Raw genomic sequence first — 18,363 nt, 5'->3', positions numbered from 1 at the left:
TCTTGCCTGACTTCAAGGCCCAAACAGTTGAGGGATACCCATGCTAGAAGTGCTTCCACAGTTACCTGCCGACCCCATTTTGGGGCTCTCCGCCGCGTTTAAGCAAGACACCAACCCCAATAAAGTAGACCTGGGCGTTGGCGTCTATAAGGATGAGCTGGGACGCACGCCAATTTTGGGCTCCGTGGCCAAGGCGCAGAAGATCCTGCTGGCCAACGAAGACTCAAAAGTCTATATCGCCCCGCAAGGTGTACCGGGTTTTATCTCCGGCATGTTGGAACTGTTATTGGGTAAAAGCCATCGCACCCTGTTGGAAAACCGGGTTGCGGCAGTGCAAGCTCCCGGCGGCTGCGGCGCCCTGCGTATTCTTGCCGAGTTATTAAAACGCACGGGTGGCAATCCCACCGTGTGGGTCAGCGATCCTACCTGGGCCAACCATATTCCGCTTATCGGTAGCGCCGGCCTGAAGATTGAAACCTATCCCTATTTCAACAAGGAGCAGGCCAGCATCAATTTCGACGCCATGGTCGCTTGTCTTGAGAAAGTGAACAAAGGCGATGTGGTATTGCTGCATGGCTGCTGCCATAACCCTACCGGTGCCGATCTCACCAAAGAGCAGTGGCACAAGGTACTGGAATTGGCCCAGCAAAGAGAATTCCTGCCGTTTTTGGATATTGCCTATCAGGGCTTTGGCGATGGTCTGGAAGAAGATGTTTATGGCCTGCGCCTGCTGGCAGATAACTTACCGGAAGTGATCATCGCGGCTTCCTGCTCCAAAAACTTCGGTCTGTATCGTGAACGAGTGGGTCTGGCGGCCCTTATCGGCGCCAATAGTCAGGTTAAAAATGCCCTGCAAACCCAAATTCAATCCGTAGCCCGGGGGATTTACTCCATGCCGCCTTCCTACGGTGGCGCATTGGTGGATATCATCCTTAACAGCAGTGACCTGAATGCCCAATGGCAAGCGGAAGTGACTGAAATGCGTGAGCGTATGCAAACCCTACGCCGTCTGCTTGCCACTAAAGTCAAAGAGCAAGGCGTAAGCCGTGATTTCGACTTTATTACCCAGCAAAAAGGCATGTTCTCTTACCTTTGCATCAGTCCCGAGCAAGTGCAGAAGATGCGTAGCGAGTTCGGCATCTACTTTGTGGACTCCAGCCGGGTGAATGTTGCTGGCATCAATACCGAAAACGTTGGTTATGTGGCCAAAGCGCTGGCCGCAGTGCTGTAACCCCCTGACAATGGTAAAAGCCTGCGATTGCAGGCTTTTTTATTGGCTAAAAATCAGTGCAGTCTGAAAAACACTATTCATTTCAGTAGATAAGTTGCAACGATTCTCTAGACTAAGTAACAGACATCCGAAGGAGCGAGAGTCGTTGAGCCTACGTACCCGAATACGCCGATACTATATCGGTGCGCTTGTGCTAATTGCCGCCTTGGTCACTCTTACCACCGGTCTGACTGCATTATTACTCAGCAATAAAAGTGATGACGCCAACATCATCAACATTGCCGGGATGCAGCGAATGCTGTCACAAAAGATTGCATTGCACGCCAATCGTATTATCAATCGGCAGGCGGAAGCCAATGTCTATTACGCCCTGCGCCAGGCTCTGGAACGATTTGAGCTAAACCATCGGGAGCTGACCCAGGCAAAGGTGAATCGCGAGCGTGAGCTCTCGCTGACACTACGCGAGTTATATTTTGAAGGCGAGCCAAGCTTGGACCAGCGTGTACAGACCTACATAGAAGGTGGATATACCCTGCTTAATCACCACCAGCCTCAGACTGTTGACTGGCCATTGTTTGAGCAAGAATATACCCGTCCATTGTTACTCGACCTGGATAAAGTGGTCAGTCAATTTGAAACCGAGGCAGAGCAGAGAATTACTGACATCTATCATTTGGTTATCGGGCTCTGGCTGCTGACACTGTTGGTGCTTGTCCTCACCGGAGCCTACCTGTTCTATCCCATGGAAAAGCGCCTGCAACTTGAGTTTGAGAAAGCCCAGGCAGAAAAAGAGCGGGCCGAAAAACTCAGACTTGAAGCCGAGCTTGCCAATGCAGCTAAATCCCAATTTATGGCCAATATGAGCCATGAACTCAGAACCCCTCTGAACGGCGTCATGGGTATGTTGGAACTGGCCCAACAGGTGCAAAATGAAGAAAAAAGACAAAACTTTTTAAATAATGCGAAAGAGGCAGGAAAACAGTTACTCAGCCTTATCACCGATATTTTCGATCTCTCCAGCCTGGAACAACAAAATCTGAAGCTCAATCCCCAACCGGTGATGCTTCCTAAAATCCTGGACGGTTGCCTGGCCCCCATTGCTGTTAAGTGCCAACAAAAAGAATTAGATTTTCGCTACAAGGCAGAATCAGCGTTGCCGCAAATGGTAGTCACCGATGGCCAGCGCCTGGAGCAGCTGCTCAATATTGTATTGAGTAATGCGCTCAAATTCACTTCAGACGGCGGTATTGAAGTCAGGGTTAAACTGCTGAAACAAGCAGGTCAAGATAACCTTGTTGTAGAAGTAGAAGACAGCGGCATCGGCATTTCCAAAGAACAACAACAGCATATCTTCGACAAATTCCATCAGGTGGATAATTCCAGCACCCGTGAATACGGTGGTTCGGGATTGGGGCTGGCCTTGGGCAAGTCCATCATCGAGCTGATGCACGGCAAGATTGAAGTACAAAGTATTCCCAAACAAGGCAGCTGTTTCACTTTAACCCTGCCAATTGAAATCGTCAGTGCACCACCTGCGCCAGCACCTGTTGTCAGTGACAGAAAATTGCTGGTGGCCATCGTCGATGATTTGGATCTATGTCGGGATTACCTGCAGTTGTTGCTTGAGCGGGCAGGCTTTGAAGCCCGACAATTCAGCGGGGCCGATGATTTTCTGCGAAATAGTATGAACCATCCACCTTTCGATGTGATTCTGATTGATATGCATATGCCGGGGATGGACGGCCAACAGTTGGCCGAGCATTTGCACAATGTGCTTGGCAATAACTGCCCTCCTTTGATCCTGGTGTCTGCGGCTGCTGATGCTTTAAGAGGCACAGAAGCCTTGGAACAGCTGTTTTGGAAAATCATGTCCAAACCGGTCTCTGCAGCTGAACTAAACAGCAATTTGCGCCAGGTAGTGGTTAAGCGCCATCCCCCAGCACAACATAGATCACCACACTGACCACAAGAGCCACCATCACGTTAAGTATCATCCCTTCTTTGGCCATGGTCCGAATAGACAACTTGTCGGTGCTGTAGACAATGGCGTTGGGGGCCGTCGCCACCGGCAGCATAAAGGCGCAGCTGGCGCTGATGGCTGCCGGGATCATCAACAGCTTGGGATCGACGCCCGCCGCGACACCAGCCGTGGCCAGAATGGGCATCAGCAGGGTGGCCGTCGCGGTATTGGAGGTGATCTCTGTCAAAAAGCTCACAAACAGACACAGACATAAAATCAGCACAAACAGGGGCAAATCCGCCAGCGCACCCAACCCCTGCCCCATCACTTCACTTAAACCTGAAGTTTCAAAGGCTTTGGCAATACAGATCCCTCCGGCAAAGAGCAACAGCATCCCCCAGGGAATATCATTGGCGGTGGGCCAATCCAGTAGGCGTCCCTGACCATCACCGGATGGCACCATAAACATGGCAACCACCCCGGCAAGGGCGATAGTACTGTCCCCGATACCATCAACCCCCAAAAATTCGCTCCAATAAGGGCGGAAGATCCACGCCATCGCAACAGTGCCAAACACCCATAACACACGTTTTTCCTGGGTCTGCCAGGCACCAACCGCAGGCATCTTTAAGCCCTCTAACTGACCAAGCCCGCGGGTCAGCCATAATGCCATTAGCGGAATCGCTAAAATAACGATGGGCAGACCAAACTGCATCCATTCCAAAAAGCCGATATCCTGGCCTTCCAACTGGCTGTATACACTCAGGAAAATAATATTCGGCGGCGTACCAATGGGTGTCCCCACCCCACCTAAACTCGCGGCATAGGCAATCCCCAGTAACAATGCGGCGGCCAACTTTTTACATTCAACGTATTGGATCACCGCCAGGGCAATAGGCAGTAACATCAAGGTGGTGGCAGTATTAGAGATCCACATGGATAAAAATGCGGCTGTCAGCATAAATCCCAGCACCAAACGTCTGGCGCTGGTGGCTCCTGTGAGCGACACCATATAGAAGGCAAAACGCCGGTGCACCGTCGATTTCTCCAGGGCTTTAGAGAGCATAAAGGCTCCCATCAGCAAGATGATCACATGATTACCAAGGGAGGCGGCCGCTTGCTGATGGTTGAGTATGCCAAGCAGTGGAAAGGCAAAAAAGGGGATCAAAGAGGTCGCCGGGATCGGCAGCGCTTCGGTTATCCAGTAGCTGGCCACCAGGGTGGTGATTGCCGCTGTCCACACCATCGGCGTGGGCAAGTCGATAGCCAGTAACATTGCGGCAACCAAAGCGGCCAGCGCCGGTCCCAGCGCCAGCAAAAATGGTTTAGAGAGCACTAAACTCCTCCAGACTGCGTCTTGCTTTTGACCATGCTGCAGAGGCGTGCAACTTTTCCCATCCGGGTGCAGGGCCTTTTTGCATGGTTTTTAAACGGTCACTGGCTTGATAGGTAGAGGGTAAACTGTCGATGACCTTCACCGCCCCCGGACGGTCATTACAGACCAAGACCATATCACAGCCTGCATCAAGCGCCGCAATAGCGCGCTCACCGTGATGACCGATAATACTGGCGCCCTGCATAGACAAGTCATCAGAGAACACCACACCATCAAAGTCCATTTCTCTACGCAGAATCTCTCGCAGCCAGCGACGGGAAAAACATGCCGGCTTGCTGTCCACCGCCGGATAACGCACATGGGCCGGCATCACGGCATCCAATAAACCTTGTTTGTGAATTTCTTCAAAAACACGGATATCCTGCTTGCGAATACTCTCTTCACTGCGTTTATCCACTGGCATCGCCACATGAGAGTCTTCCAGCACATTACCATGACCGGGAAAATGCTTGCCGGTGGCCTTCATGCCAGCGCTGTGCATGCCACGAATAAAGCGACTGGCCAGCTCGATAATCGGCTGGGTCTGACTGTGAAAGGCGCGATCGCCAATCACCGTACTCACCCCCTGGATATCCAACACCGGCGCAAAGCTGATATCAATATCCAATGCCTGCACCTCGGCAGCCATCAGCCAACCAAATTGCTCGGCAAAATCACAGGCCCGCTCGAGGTCGCCACCGGTTTTCGGGTACAAACTGCCCATGGCAGGAATGGCGCTGAAGTCGCTTCGAAAGCGCTGTACCCGCCCCCCTTCATGATCCACCGCCAACAACAGCGCATTACGGCTATAGTGGCGGACCTGAGCAACCAATTCGGCCATTTGTTTGGGATCGTGGTAGTTGCGGCTAAAGAAAATCACCCCGCCAACCAGCGGGTGATCGAGAATATCCTTATCTTCGGCGCAGAGCTCCTGGCCCTTGAGATCCAACATCAATGGACCCATGCTAATAACTCACTTAAAAACAACTATTTAGGACACTTTACGGCAAGCTGGTAAAAACGCAACGCCGGGTTTACCAGGGCAGCACATCCCCTTTGGCGTGCCAGAATTGCCCCGAGTTTTGCATATTCAACTCATCGATACGCGCCATCAAACCACGGGCAGACTCCTCAGCGCTGACATCGCCACCAAAGCCCACCATCCGGGTTTGTACATAACCCGGATGTAATAACGCCACCGCAATGCCACGCTCTGCCATATCCCTGGCCATGGAAACCCCCAGCGCATTAAGCGCTGCCTTGGACATACGATAACCGTAATAGCCGCCGGAGCCGTTATCCGCCATAGAGCCCATACGGCTGGTGATCATGGCGACCTTTGAGCCTTTATGCAGATGAGGTGACAGGCATTGTGTGACGAGAAGCGGACCCAAGGCATTAACCTTGAACTGCAACTCTACGCTTTGTGGATCCCAGGTTTCCAGACCATCCCGGCAAAGTACGCCTGCGTTATTAATTAACAGGTCGATTTGTACCTTATCCAGTGGCGAGAGGGCCTGACGCAGATTGTCCGTATCGGCCACATCCACGCCCTCCACAATTTGCACATCCAACGCGCGTAATTCATCGGTCGCTTCCCGGCACAGGGCATATACGCTATCGCCACGTGCCAAATAGAGTTTGGTCAGTGCCAGCCCGATACCTCTGGAGGCGCCTGTGATCACCACATTGCTCATGCTCACTCCTACTTACGGTTACTGAATGGACAGTTGCTTAATTACCCTGGCCAGATCCTGTGGCGTATCGATACCCACCGGCGGTGGCTGCTGGGCGATATCCACATGGATCTTTTCGCCGTGCCAAAGCACACGCAACTGTTCCAAAGATTCAATTTGTTCCAGTCCCGAGGGGGTCATGTTGACATATTGCTTAATAAACCCGGCCCGGTAGGCATAAATGCCGATATGACGCAGGTAATAATCACCAATTTCATCAATCGTATCGGCATCCAGAAAACGCGCCCTGTCATAGGGTACAGTGGCACGGCTAAAATACAGCGCATAGCCTAACTTGTCGGTCACCACCTTCACCACATTGGGATTGAATAGCTCCTCAACATCGGTCAAACGCACGGCCAAGGTAGCCATCTCTGCCTCGCTATGCAGGTGCAGATTCTCGGCGACCTGCTGAATATTGGCAGGCGGAATAAAGGGTTCGTCGCCCTGCACGTTGACCACCACCTCGTCGCTTTCCAGGCCCAACTTATCTACCACCTCGGCCAAACGCTCGGTGCCCGACTCATGAGTAGGCGCGGTCATGCAGACCACACCGCCAAAATCCTCAACGACCTCTTTGATACGCACATCATCGGTGGCCACCACGACCTGTGTGGCTCCAGATTCATTGGCGCGCTCAACCACGTGTTGGATCATGGGCTTGCCACCTATATCCGCCAGCGGCTTGCCGGGGAAACGGGTAGAGGCGAAGCGTGCGGGGATGATCACCGTAAATTTCATGCACCGGCTCCGGAGGAGCCTGCGCCCAAGTGTTCTACTTTGCTACCGGCTTTATGCGCCTCCAACTCCTCCAGACTCAGCGACTTGGCTTCATTTTCCAGCATCACCGGAATGCCATCACGAATCGGATAGGCCAGACGATCGAAACGGCAAATCAGCATTTGTGCCTGATTGTCCAAATCCAGTTTTCCCTTACACACTGGGCAGGCCAATATATCCAGCAATTTCTTGTCAAAGGCCACGGCGTTGCTCCTTGGAAATAAGCTCGATCTTAGCGAGCAATTGTTGTTTGAATTGTTCGGTTAACTTAGCACTGACCGGTAAATACCACCATTGCGACTTGGCAAAAGGACGACATTTTACGGCGTCTTTTTCCGTCATCAGCACCAGATCATCAGGAATATCCGCCTCTTGAAACGGATGATGATCGGGAAAACTCAGGGTATCCTTGATCTTTACCCGCCGCGCCGACAGGGTTTTAAAAAAACGCTGCGGATTACCGATACCGGCAACCGCAATGGCCGGTCTTTTCAGCTCCGATATGGATTGGGTCTGACTGGGGTATTTGACATTGACCAGCTGCCCCGGCTCCAGCGACATCAAATGTTCACCGGGACGGGCCAAGCCACCGTTGACCACAATAAAATCCACGTTTTGCGCACGCCACAGGCCTTCGCGCAATGGGCCCATAGGCAACAAGTAACCATTGCCGTGACGCCGTTCGCCATCCATCACCAGAATTTCGATATCACGGTGCAGACGATAGTGCTGCAAGCCATCATCACAAACAATAATGTCGCATTGATACTGGTCGATAAGGGCTTGGGCACCTCTGACGCGATCCGGGTCCACTACCAGCGGACACCCTAAGTGCTGGCGCATCAAAACGGGCTCATCGCCGACCAATTTGGGATCGCTGTTGGCTTCAACGGTCAGCGGATAATGCGGACTTTTACCGCCATAGCCGCGACTGACCACGCCTGGATGATAGCCCTGCTGTTTCAGCCACTGACACAACCGGATCACCAGCGGGGTTTTGCCGTTGCCACCCACACTGATGTTGCCCACCACAATCACCGGCGCGGCGACCTTTTCGGTTGCCTTTACCCCCAAGCGAAACAGCAACCGACGCGTGGCGGAAACCAACCAAAACAGCAGTGTCAGTGGCAGTAGCAACCAAATCAGGATATCCGGTGCATACCAGCGCTTTTCCAACCAACTCATGAAAGGCCCTGTCCATCCTTAAACTGCAGCTTATGTAGTTGGGCATAGGCGCCATCCTGCGCCAGCAAGCTTTGGTGATTACCCTGCTCCACAATGCGGCCCTGGTCGATGACCAGAATATGATCGGCATTTTCAATGGTCGACAGCCGGTGTGCTACCACCAGGCTGGTCCGGTTCTGCTGCAACTGTTCAAGAGCATCCTGGATCAAGCGTTCAGATTCCGTGTCCAAGGCTGAGGTGGCTTCATCCAGGATCAGAATGGGTGCATCGCGTAAGATCGCCCGGGCAATGGCAATGCGTTGGCGCTGACCACCGGAGAGCATCAGACCATTTTCACCAATTTCCGTATCCAATCCTTCAGGCAATTGCTCCACAAATTCCAACACGTGGGCGATGCGCGCAGCCTCCATAATTTGCTCGTGACTGGCCTTACCGTCCATGCCGTAGGCAATGTTGTTGGCAATACTGTCGTTAAACAAGGTGACATGTTGGGACACCAACGCAAACTGGCGGCGCAGGTCCTTTAAGCGAATATCGTTGAGATTGATGCCATCGAGCAGGATCTCGCCTTTTTCAACCTGATAAAAACGGGTTAGCAAACTGGAAATGGTCGATTTTCCGCTCCCTGAACGTCCCACCAGCGCCAGCGTCTTGCCGGCCGGAATTTCGAAACTGATATCTTTTAAGGCTTCGCGTGTTTTACCAGGGTAAGCGAATGTCACATGTTCAAAGCGGATATTGCCTTTGGCGCGATCCAACTGTTTGTTACCAGTATCCACCTCTGGCAGTTCATCCAGCACTTCAAACACGCTGGCGCAGGCAGCCATGCCCCGCTGAAACTCACTGTTGACGGTAGTCAGCTGTTTCAGGGGTTTAAGCAGCATGGTCATGCACAGCACCACGGTGGTAAAAATACCGGCGGTAAGCTGATCCAGCATGTTTTCCAGACTGGAGATATACAAAACCACAGCCAGGGCTATGGAAGCGATGATCTGAATCGAAGATTCGGACAAAATTCGCGACACAATCAGCTTCATGTTCTGCTGGCGGTTGTAGTTGTTACGCTCGGCAAAACGCGCGTCTTCCAATTTTTGACCGCCAAACATCAGCACCACTTTATGGCCTTTAATCACCTGCTCAACGGTACTGGTCAGGGTGCCCATGGATTGTTGAATACTTCTGCTGACAATCCGAAAACGGCGGCTGACAACGGTCACAATCAGCGCCACCACAGGACCTATTAAAATGAAGATAAGCGACAACTCCCAGGAGTAATAGAACATCACCGCCAACAGGCCCAACACCAGTGCGCCTTCGCGCACCAGGGTCAATAGCGCCTTGCCGGCGGCATTGGTGACCTGCTCGGTGTCATAGATAACCTTGGAGATCATGCGCCCGGCCGATTCGCGATCATGGTAAGACACCGGCAAATGCATAAATTGGTTAAACAGCTGCTGGCGGAAATTCATTACCACCTGCGCGGCTATCCAGGAAAGGGTGTAGCTGCCCAAGAAGTTAAAAAAGCCGCGCAGGACAAACAGCGGCACCACAAAGTAGGCGGCCATTCTTAGATAGTCGTAATCACCCTTTACCAGGCTCTCATCAATCAGCGGCTTTAACTGGGAAAACACCAGTGCATCCAGGGCGGAGTAGCCGATCATGCCGACAATGGCAGCACCAAAGGCCAGCTTGTATTCGCGCAGGTAGCGCAAGAAACGCCGAAATACCGGTTGTTGTATATTATCGTTGGTCATTCAATCTTGTTATGCAAAAGGACGGGACCTGCCAGGCAGGCACAATAGAGGTATTGTAACCGCCCGCCTATAAATCCCCAACTATCAATGTCTTTGTGCACAAAACAAGCAATTTTGCTGCGCCTTCATATACCAGTAGGGAACGATATCTTGCCGAAAACTCTGCACTTGGATCGCGCCCCCATCAATCGCAAAAGTCACTTGCCCCAGTTCACTGGTTTGATATGGGCTGGCACCAACAGACTGGTAGCGTTCAAGTACCTGCTGAGTAGGAAAGCCCCAGCGATTGGCATAACCCTGACTAAATACCACATGTGCCGGTTTAACGTTTTCAATAAAGTCTTGCGAGGAGGAGGTATTACTGCCGTGATGAGGCGCAATCAAAATGGAGGCATTAAGTTGCTGACCATACTCCGCCAACAAGGCGCTTTCAGCGGAAGCTTCTATATCCCCTGGCAATAAGGCGGTTACCTGACCATCATCAATCAGCACTACGCAGGACTGGTTATTTTCTTCACCACGTAGGCCCAAAGGCGGCCACAGAAAGCTAAGCGAGAGCCCCATCCACTCTCCTTGCCAGCCTTGGGGGCAGCGCTTTTCAACTCCCCACAAACGCCGCACCGGCATCACCTCTTGTACCTTATCAAGACCACCATCATGATCATTATCATGGTGACTGATAATCAGATGATCCAAGGCATTGATGCCCTTTGCCTGCAAAAAGGGCAGCAGGTGATACTGTGCAGCACTACCGCTGTTGCCATAGGCCGGTCCGGTATCGTACACAATGGCGCGATCCTGACGTTGGATAACCACCGACAAGCCCTGCCCCACATCCAATACATGTAAAAACCAGCCAGAGGGTTTGGATGGCAGCATCCAGCTTAGCAACGGCAGGCATAATAACGCTGCCCACCAGCGCCCCTTAGGCAATGGCGGTAACAAAAAAATGATCAATGCAATAGCTGCCAGCAGCCACACCACCAGGGGTACAGCCTTCAGAGGAAAGGCGGCAACCGGTAACGAAGAAAACCAGACCAGCCCCCTAATCCCCAAATCCACAATGATATCGGCCAAACTAAGGATCCACCTTGCCACAGCTGGCCAAAGCATCAGAAACAACAGTCCCAGCAAACACAGTGGTACCAACAACAGGGTAACCAGGGGGACGGCAATAAAATTAACCAGCGGTGAAATCACGCTGATAACCCCAAACTGCCAGGCGACCAGCGGCATCATCAAAAGACTTAAGGCAATCTGCACACGCAGCATAGACAAACCGGCTGTCGCCAATGAAAACCTGGCTTTGACCACCGGAAAGCGCCAAAACACCAGCCAGATGATCAAAATGGCAGAAAAACTCAGCCACAAACTGATCCCAAACAGGCTTAAGGGAAACAACAACATAAAAGCAAAGAAGCTATATAAAAAGAGTCGTCGAAGCGGCCAGGATTGGTGTAAAAGCAACAGGCTGGTGACAAGCGCAAGCATCAACCAGGCCCTTAGCGTCGGCAGCCCAAACCCGGCCACAGCGGCATAACCAAAAGTCAGCACCAACGCCACTAATAGCGCCAAACGGTGGAAATTAATGTGCTGTGGACGATGAACCAAAAGCCTCCCCAGTAAAAAGGCACTCGTCGCATAAGCAAGCCCGCCCACAATGCCTAAATGCAAACCGGATATAGCGATGAGATGCGCCACCCCAGTGCGTTGCACCAGTGTCCAATCTTCGGGTTTGAGCAATCCGCGATAACCCAAACTCAGGGCCGCTAACCAGCCTGAATGTGTAAAGTTCAGCGCCAGCAATCTGTCCAGCCACTGTTGGCGAAGACTGGCGTCATTCTCCAAAAGCGCTTGCTCCCTCCCCCCCAGCACATAACCTCTGGCACGAATGCCTGACGAAAAAGCCCAACGCTGATAATTGAATCCCCCCTCATTGAGGCTGGCATGAACGGGGCGTAGCTTGACATTGAGTTTCAACCGTTGACCTTGCTTCAGGGCAAAATCGGGATCTCGCCAACTCAAGCGCACTAAAGGTTGTTGCCAATGAAACGCCTCATCACCCAGACGCTTTACGCGGAAATTAAATCGCTGAATGTCATTGCTGCTAATCAGGCTGTCAACATGCCCCTCTATCGCCATAGCAACGCCTTGCTGCGACGGTTGGAGTTGCCAAGCAAACTGCCAATAGCCTACACTCGCCATCCAAAGGATCCCGGCTAGCAATCCACTTAGCAAAAACCGGCGGTAACGCAGTAAGGTAAGACTGAGAAAAAGGATTAACCCCAAGCTCCACCCAGGTGGAAGGTGGGGCCAAAAAAGCGCCGAAATGCAGGCTGTAATAAAACTGCAAACCCAAACATCCATATTAGTGCCGCCTATTGGACAGCATGGTTGGCATCAGGATGGGCAATTGCAAGCAGACCTGAAGCCAACGCCAGGATCAGTTGTCTAATAATAGTGCCTTTGGGCGAAGCCTGAAGTCCCTGGCCTCAGTAAAAATTGACCGAGGCCTGAAAATCATCCAGGTGCTTTTCCTATAAAAGGCACCGTGCTGAGAGTTGTATGCCAAAGAAATTCATAAAGCGCTTTTTGCCTGATCATCAAAAAATCAAAGAGCAAAAGATCTTGGCGATCTTCGGCACCTTGTTGCATGACGCAAACCTTTGGCATTTGAATCGCAAGTCAGCTGCAGGCGCCTTTGGTATTGGCTTGTTCTTCGCCTTTTGGCCTGTGCCCTTTCAAATGTGGCTGGCCGCCGCCATGGCCATTCCCCTTAGGGTCAATCTCCCTCTCTCGGTCGCCACCGTATGGCTGACCAATCCCTTCACCATGCCGCCCATCTTCTACGGTGCTTACCGGGTAGGCGTGGCGGTGTTGGGTCATCCCGCCCAAGAGTTCAAGTTTCAGTTAAGTTGGGAGTGGCTGATGCAAAGCGTCAATACCATCGGCCCAGCTTTTCTGGTGGGCTGTGCTATTTGTGCTGTGGTATTTGGTCTGGCTGGTTATTTTGGCATGAACCTGTTGTGGCGGATATCGGTCAGTAATGCCTGGAAGAAACGTAAATTGGTGCGTATGCAACGGGCTCAGATCGAACAACCATAAACAATATATGCCGGCCTAGACCCGGCCGACTACAGATAATCTCTTCGATTGCTGGTATACATGGTTTTGGTTCCCGCAAAACCGTCAAACAACTTTTGATGGGCCGCCATCGAAAACACATCATCTCGAATCGGATACTGGGCGATCCAGTCAATTAACATATTCAAATTGGCGTCCTGCGCTTCTTTTGAGGGGTACTTGTGTGATTCCCAGGGGCGATTCCTGGCATTTTCAATACACAGGTCCGCCGGCAGGTTCAAAAAGATAATCTCCGTTGCATATGGCAAGCACATAGCCAGCAGGTCGGCATAACAGCCTTCAATTACCCACCCTCTGTTGCCTTCGATAAAGGCGTCGATCAGTACTTTCGACTTTTCAGGCGTCTCGCGCTGTGGCGGCGAACCGGGCTGCCAGGCGATGGTGTCTAAATCCAAATGCGCCAGATTTTCAGATTCGGCAATGCTTTTGGCCAGCGTCGATTTGCCTGAGCCGGAATTGCCGAATATCACGATTTTTTTCAATATTAACTCCTTGGCGCAGAAGCGTTCTCCCCAACAATTCCGTACCCTAGCAAAAAACGCCAATCCAAACAGCCAGTGACAAACTAAATGGTGTAGGCAAAGGAGAAAAATCTGGCCTAATTAAAAACGCTGCATCAACCTCATGGCAACCAGGCACAAAATGTGCCCCATGCCCTTATCTGAGGCATGGGGACTGACGGACAAACCTTGGTAAAAAACAGTGCTTATGATTTGGACTTTAATAAGTCACGGATTTCTGTGAGTAACACTTGTTCAGCAGAAGGCCCAGGTGGCGCTTTGGGGGCTTGTTCCTCTTTCTTTTTCAAAGAGTTAATTCCCCTCACCAGCATAAAGATGGCAAACGCAATGATGGTAAAATCAACGACGGTTTGAATAAATGCACCATAGCTGATGACGACCGCAGGAGCATCACCTGCAGCTTCTTTAATCACAAAGGCCAAGTCCGAAAAATCCACTCCACCCAGCAACACACCTATTGGCGGCATAATCACCCCTGACACCAATGCAGTAACTATCTTGCCAAAGGCAGCACCAATAATGATCCCCACAGCCATATCGACGACATTGCCTTTGACCGCGAACTGCTTAAATTCATTCATCATACCCATTGTGTATTCCTCATTTTATTAATAACGCATTCAAGTTTTTTGAATACCGGTGTTGTATCTCCCTCCCTGCAAAGACCAAATCGTTGGCCACTTATAGAGAGTCGATTTCTATCTGGAGCTAAGAAAAAACAAAAAAAACAAAAAGATACATATGAAAAGTAACCACTATTTGGGCAATTTCAAGAATCAGGGCAGGCAATAAGATTGGGTACGCATAATTGGGACGCTTCAATAAACACCCAATAGAAAAAGGCCGGTCTACAAAAGTAGCCCGGCCTCTATTTCTAGCAGATGACTGCGTTTGGTAGCTTAGTCGTTTTCGACGCTCACTACAGTACGCTGGAACACACCGCTACCATCGTTGTGACTCATCACACCCAGGTATTTCTGAGCACCCAAGCCACTCCAGTTAATGGAAACGGGACTGGTCGCACCCATTGCGGCGGCACCTGGAGCGGTGATGTTCATATTGCTTGCATCGGCGGCTGGATCCCAGCTAAACAGGGTATAGCTCGCATCGGCACCATCAGTTTGCCAACCATGTACGGCAACAAAGTACGTTGTATGGCTAGGATTAACGATGTCTACACGTTCAGCGCTGGAGCCCCCACCCGAACTACCAACAAACCCGAAGCTGGAGTTGTACACATACAAATCCAAATCATCGGTGCCGTCGGTATAGTCGTTGAACAGTGAAATTCTCAGCAGTTGCGCGGCGGCATCGGCGCTCACCGCGTGCCAGGTAATACCGGTACAGGCAAACGGGAAGCTGGAGAAGTCACAGGTGTTTAACGCTGCATTGTAGCTGTTATTGGGATCATCAGTGACAGTACCGGTTACAGTAGCGGCAGGCACCAGACCATGAGTACCGGCGCTGTAGGCACCGCTGTAGCCAAAGCTTAGATCAAACTGCAACGAGCCAGATGCTCCGCTGCCTGATACTTCAGCAGGTGCACCTAAACGCACAGGTTTCAGGGCCACGGCGCTTCTTACCTGCTGCTCACCGTCAACCCAAGTGATACCACCGGTAACATACTGATTGATCGGGGCACTAACATTAGTGAAGGTGACCTGATACTGCTTGCTTTCGCCAGGTGCAATTTCAATCACAGCAGGGCTGAAGCTCACATTAATACCAGCAAGGCCATCCACCTCTGGCGTATAGGTCGCATGAGTGGCCGCAACACTGGTCACGGTTCTGGTTACCGTCTGTGAGCCCGCCAACGAACCCACAGCAATGGACGGATAGTTCAAATCGCTCGGATCGATGGAGGAACCACCGCAGTTGAGTTCAGTGGCACACAGGAAGGCAATCCAGTCATTCCAACCGGCGTCATACACCAAGCCTGGATCCAGCGCTTTGTTAGGCTGAACGAAACCAGCACCATAACCAAAGGCGTTACCAGGAATTGGGTTACCCATATTGGTGTTTTGTGTGGCACTGGTCATAAAGGCCGACTTGATAGCCGCGGGTGACCAGTTGGGATGGGCTTGCTTCATCAGGGCACCTAAACCAGCCATATGTGGACTGGACATGGAGGTACCGCTAAGCGCACCAAAGTTTTCGCCAGCGTTACCGTCAGGTGAGACAGCAGCGATAATATCCACACCCGGCGCCATAATGTCTGGCTTGAGCAAGTCGCCCGAACCGGCCAGAGCCGGACCACGAGAAGAGAAGCTAGCTACCAGCGGTGCTTCCACTACGGTTTTCTGACCTGCACTGATGCTACCACCGTCGGCACCATTGGCCTGTACGTAGGCTCGAATGGCGTTACCAGCGATATGATCAACGTGGATACTGGGTACTGCATGGAAGTCAGCATTCAGCGAAGAGGGGCTGGTATTGGCCAGCACCATGCCCACACCACCGGCCATCGCCACTGCCTGGCTCTTGTCAGTCCTGGCGATCACGCCACGATCACAAAGTACAATCTTGCCAGCCACCATGGCGGGATCCAGGGTACCTGGATAGCACAGTCTGGCTTCTGTCAAATCCTGACCAACACCCGCAACATCCAATGAATAGACCATTGGCGCGGGGCCTACGCCGCCTGCCAGAGATACACCATCATAGGTATTGCCATCACCAACGGTAGTCAGACTGGCCTGCCAGCCACGATCGTGGGTACCGGCAGCGACGGTGGTTAACCAAGGACTGTTATGAGCCACGGTGCTAACGGTTGGACCACTGTTACCGGCAGATGCCGTCACAAACACGCCGGCATCAGCCGCGTAAAGGAAGGCCACTTCAACCTGATCCAGGAAACTGGTACGAGAGCCACTGATGGAGAAGTTGATCACATCAACCCCGTCAGCAACCGCTTGGTCAATCGCGGCCACACTGTCTGCACCAAAACAGCCGCCCTCACCGCCTGTTCCCCAACAGACTTTATAAGCCGCAACCCTTGCGCGCGGTGCCATACCGGTAGCCAGTCCAGCAGATGTACCATTTATGATGGCTTCAACATCGTTGTTACCGGCGGCTGTGCTGGCGGTATGCGAACCGTGACCGTCAGCATCCCGGGCCGAGATATATTCATAAGGGAACAGCGCTTTGATATTGGCATCACCACCAAAGCCGGAGTTAAACCACTGGGCGGCAATCAGCTTCTGATTACATTTGGAAGCTGGGAATTCTTCACCAGGCACACACTTGCCGTGCCATCCTGGAATTTGTTGATAATCGAGTTTACCGGACTTGCCATTTTTATTGCTGCCGGTGCGATCAGAGAAGCTCTCGTTTTCAGGCCAGATACCAGAGTCAATGATACCAACCACAACGCCTTCACCGGCATTTTCCTTACCGCCCAGCGCTTCCCAGAAACCGCTGCCATCGGTAGCATCGAGTCCCAGCATACTGGCTGTGGAGACGGTGTCAGGCTTCAACAACTCGTCTTCAACGATGGTCAGCACATCCGGATTGCCGTGCAGCTGCGCAACCTGTGCAGGCGACAATTCGGCGGCAAAGCCATTGTAGGTGTACTTGTAGCTGTAAAGCTTCTTAGAGGCGCCAACTGACTTTAACGCTGCATCGTGTTTAGAAGTCAGATAATCGCTGTACTTAAGAACAGCCTGACTGTTGGGATCAATTTTTTTGTTTTTACCCGGCTTTGTGGCTTTAAACCCCTTGATGCCACCTTCATAGGCAACAACAGGATTGTCTTTCATCCTTACCAGATAAACGCGGCTTTCTTCGGCCTGCTTAACAACATTAACACCTTCGGTGAGTTGCTCGACGGTCGGCATGGCAGCTTGCACATTGGCAGCAACCAAGCTTGAAAAGCTAAACAGGGCGCTAAGCACAGCAACAGAAGACTTCTTCATACCTGTATGGAGATAGAGAGGGGTACCTGTCTCATCTTTCATGAACGGACTCCGATATTTTTATGGTTTTAACTCGTGTAAACACTTGTTGCGGGTAACAAAACGTTATTAACAGCGCGATTAAAAGCCAATCAGAGTCGGTCCGATCCCTTTTATTCTAATAACGATACCTTGTCAGTCCTGCATTGTTATCAAAGAGGGATGCCATCGGCGGAACATTATCAGGACAACGTACACCCCTGCTAAGTGCATTCACACTGATACAATTTGAAACAATTTTCAAACAATTTAGTCAATTTTTTGACACTTGTCTGTCGAGTTTTTTGCGTCTTTATTGAGCTTCTTTTTGGGGATCAACAAGTTAGCTGGCTTGGCAGGCAGTACTGCACCGCCGGTAAATTTAGTGCCAAGGCAGATTCGGAAGCTTGGAACTTGCAGAGAACCAGAAGCCGAGTTGCTCGCGAATGCCGAAATCCAGGACAACTTCAAAGCGAGGACGGATTGCTTCCGACAACACGCAAAATCTTCAAATTCCGACCGCCGCCGTTGCCACAGGCCAAGCAACGAACTGGCAGTCACCTAACACTGAAAAATAATGATGCTGCTTAACCCTGCGCGCTATAACGCTGCAATCAGCAGCAATGATCTGCACCAGTAAAAGTGGACACCGGTTAAGCTGCTAGTTTTTTCTCATAGTTTTCCGGGCTCAGGTAGCCCAGAGCACTGTGCCTTCTTTGCCGGTTGTAATCAACTTCAATGTACT

15 protein-coding genes are annotated in these 18,363 nt (G+C 51.5%); 3 read left to right on the top strand and 12 right to left on the bottom strand.

Features of this window, described 5'->3' with window-relative positions:
• The first annotated feature begins 40 nt into the window (after window positions 1-40).
• Window positions 41-1,231 carry an amino acid aminotransferase gene (locus P2G88_RS17185; protein WP_275798225.1) on the top strand — a complete coding sequence of 397 codons (1,191 nt, stop codon included), beginning with the start codon at window positions 41-43 and terminating at the stop codon, window positions 1,229-1,231.
• A gap of 145 nt (window positions 1,232-1,376) precedes the next feature.
• The gene (locus tag P2G88_RS17180) at window positions 1,377-3,194 is read left to right on the top strand and encodes an ATP-binding protein (RefSeq protein ID WP_275798223.1); all 1,818 of its coding nucleotides are present in this window, start codon (window positions 1,377-1,379) and stop codon (window positions 3,192-3,194) included.
• Here the strand turns inward: P2G88_RS17180 and P2G88_RS17175 are convergent.
• The 8 genes from P2G88_RS17175 to P2G88_RS17140 all read right to left on the bottom strand — a co-directional run bounded on the left by P2G88_RS17175 (window position 3,154) and on the right by P2G88_RS17140 (window position 12,388).
• The gene (locus P2G88_RS17175; RefSeq protein ID WP_275798310.1) at window positions 3,154-4,467 is read right to left on the bottom strand and encodes an SLC13 family permease; all 1,314 of its coding nucleotides are present in this window, start codon (window positions 4,465-4,467) and stop codon (window positions 3,154-3,156) included. The two genes, P2G88_RS17180 and P2G88_RS17175, sit on opposite strands and share 41 nt — an antisense overlap.
• A 49-nt stretch (window positions 4,468-4,516) precedes the next feature.
• A complete protein-coding gene (nagZ, locus tag P2G88_RS17170; RefSeq protein ID WP_275798221.1) occupies window positions 4,517-5,530 on the bottom strand; it encodes a beta-N-acetylhexosaminidase in 1,014 nt (337 codons plus the stop codon).
• Window positions 5,531-5,600: 70 nt separating this feature from the next.
• Window positions 5,601-6,263 carry an SDR family oxidoreductase gene (locus P2G88_RS17165; protein ID WP_275798219.1) on the bottom strand — a complete coding sequence of 221 codons (663 nt, stop codon included), beginning with the start codon at window positions 6,261-6,263 and terminating at the stop codon, window positions 5,601-5,603.
• 18 nt (window positions 6,264-6,281) lie between these two features.
• Entirely contained in the window at window positions 6,282-7,043 is a 762-nt protein-coding gene (kdsB, locus tag P2G88_RS17160; protein ID WP_275798216.1) for a 3-deoxy-manno-octulosonate cytidylyltransferase, read from the bottom strand.
• Entirely contained in the window at window positions 7,040-7,285 is a 246-nt protein-coding gene (locus P2G88_RS17155) for a Trm112 family protein (protein ID WP_275798214.1), read from the bottom strand. Before P2G88_RS17155 ends, kdsB begins: the two co-directional genes overlap by 4 nt.
• Window positions 7,275-8,267: a tetraacyldisaccharide 4'-kinase gene (lpxK, locus tag P2G88_RS17150; RefSeq protein WP_275798213.1), complete on the bottom strand. Its 993-nt coding sequence runs from the start codon at window positions 8,265-8,267 to the stop codon at window positions 7,275-7,277. The genes P2G88_RS17155 and lpxK overlap by 11 nt, the downstream gene beginning before the upstream one ends.
• Complete coding sequence (msbA, locus tag P2G88_RS17145) at window positions 8,264-10,021, bottom strand: lipid A export permease/ATP-binding protein MsbA (RefSeq protein WP_275798212.1); 1,758 nt, start codon at window positions 10,019-10,021, stop codon at window positions 8,264-8,266. The genes lpxK and msbA overlap by 4 nt, the downstream gene beginning before the upstream one ends.
• Before the next feature lie 84 nt (window positions 10,022-10,105).
• Window positions 10,106-12,388 carry a DNA internalization-related competence protein ComEC/Rec2 gene (locus P2G88_RS17140; protein ID WP_275798210.1) on the bottom strand — a complete coding sequence of 761 codons (2,283 nt, stop codon included), beginning with the start codon at window positions 12,386-12,388 and terminating at the stop codon, window positions 10,106-10,108.
• 198 nt (window positions 12,389-12,586) lie between these two features.
• Between P2G88_RS17140 and P2G88_RS17135 the strand changes: the two genes are divergently transcribed.
• The gene (locus P2G88_RS17135; RefSeq protein ID WP_275798208.1) at window positions 12,587-13,126 is read left to right on the top strand and encodes a DUF2062 domain-containing protein; all 540 of its coding nucleotides are present in this window, start codon (window positions 12,587-12,589) and stop codon (window positions 13,124-13,126) included.
• 29 nt (window positions 13,127-13,155) lie between these two features.
• On the opposite strand, the gene P2G88_RS17130 is transcribed toward P2G88_RS17135, so the two are convergent.
• The 4 genes from P2G88_RS17130 to P2G88_RS19455 all read right to left on the bottom strand — a co-directional run.
• Window positions 13,156-13,647, bottom strand: a complete 492-nt coding sequence (locus tag P2G88_RS17130) for an AAA family ATPase (RefSeq protein WP_275798206.1) — start codon at window positions 13,645-13,647, stop codon at window positions 13,156-13,158.
• Window positions 13,648-13,871: 224 nt separating this feature from the next.
• Window positions 13,872-14,276, bottom strand: coding sequence for a large-conductance mechanosensitive channel protein MscL (gene mscL, locus P2G88_RS17125; protein ID WP_275798204.1), 405 nt, complete (start codon window positions 14,274-14,276; stop codon window positions 13,872-13,874).
• Between the two features lie 309 nt (window positions 14,277-14,585).
• Entirely contained in the window at window positions 14,586-17,642 is a 3,057-nt protein-coding gene (locus P2G88_RS17120) for a S8 family peptidase (protein WP_275798202.1), read from the bottom strand.
• 629 nt (window positions 17,643-18,271) lie between these two features.
• A partial coding sequence (locus P2G88_RS19455; RefSeq protein ID WP_345798877.1) for an IS3 family transposase occupies window positions 18,272-18,363 on the bottom strand: 92 nt, incomplete at its 5' end.

Origin of the sequence: Aliiglaciecola sp. CAU 1673 (assembly GCF_029223185.1) — a bacterium.
Classification (GTDB): domain Bacteria; phylum Pseudomonadota; class Gammaproteobacteria; order Enterobacterales; family Alteromonadaceae; genus Bowmanella.
The sequence above is the reverse complement of the archived record's forward strand: the minus strand, read 5'-3'. Positions and strand labels throughout refer to the sequence as shown.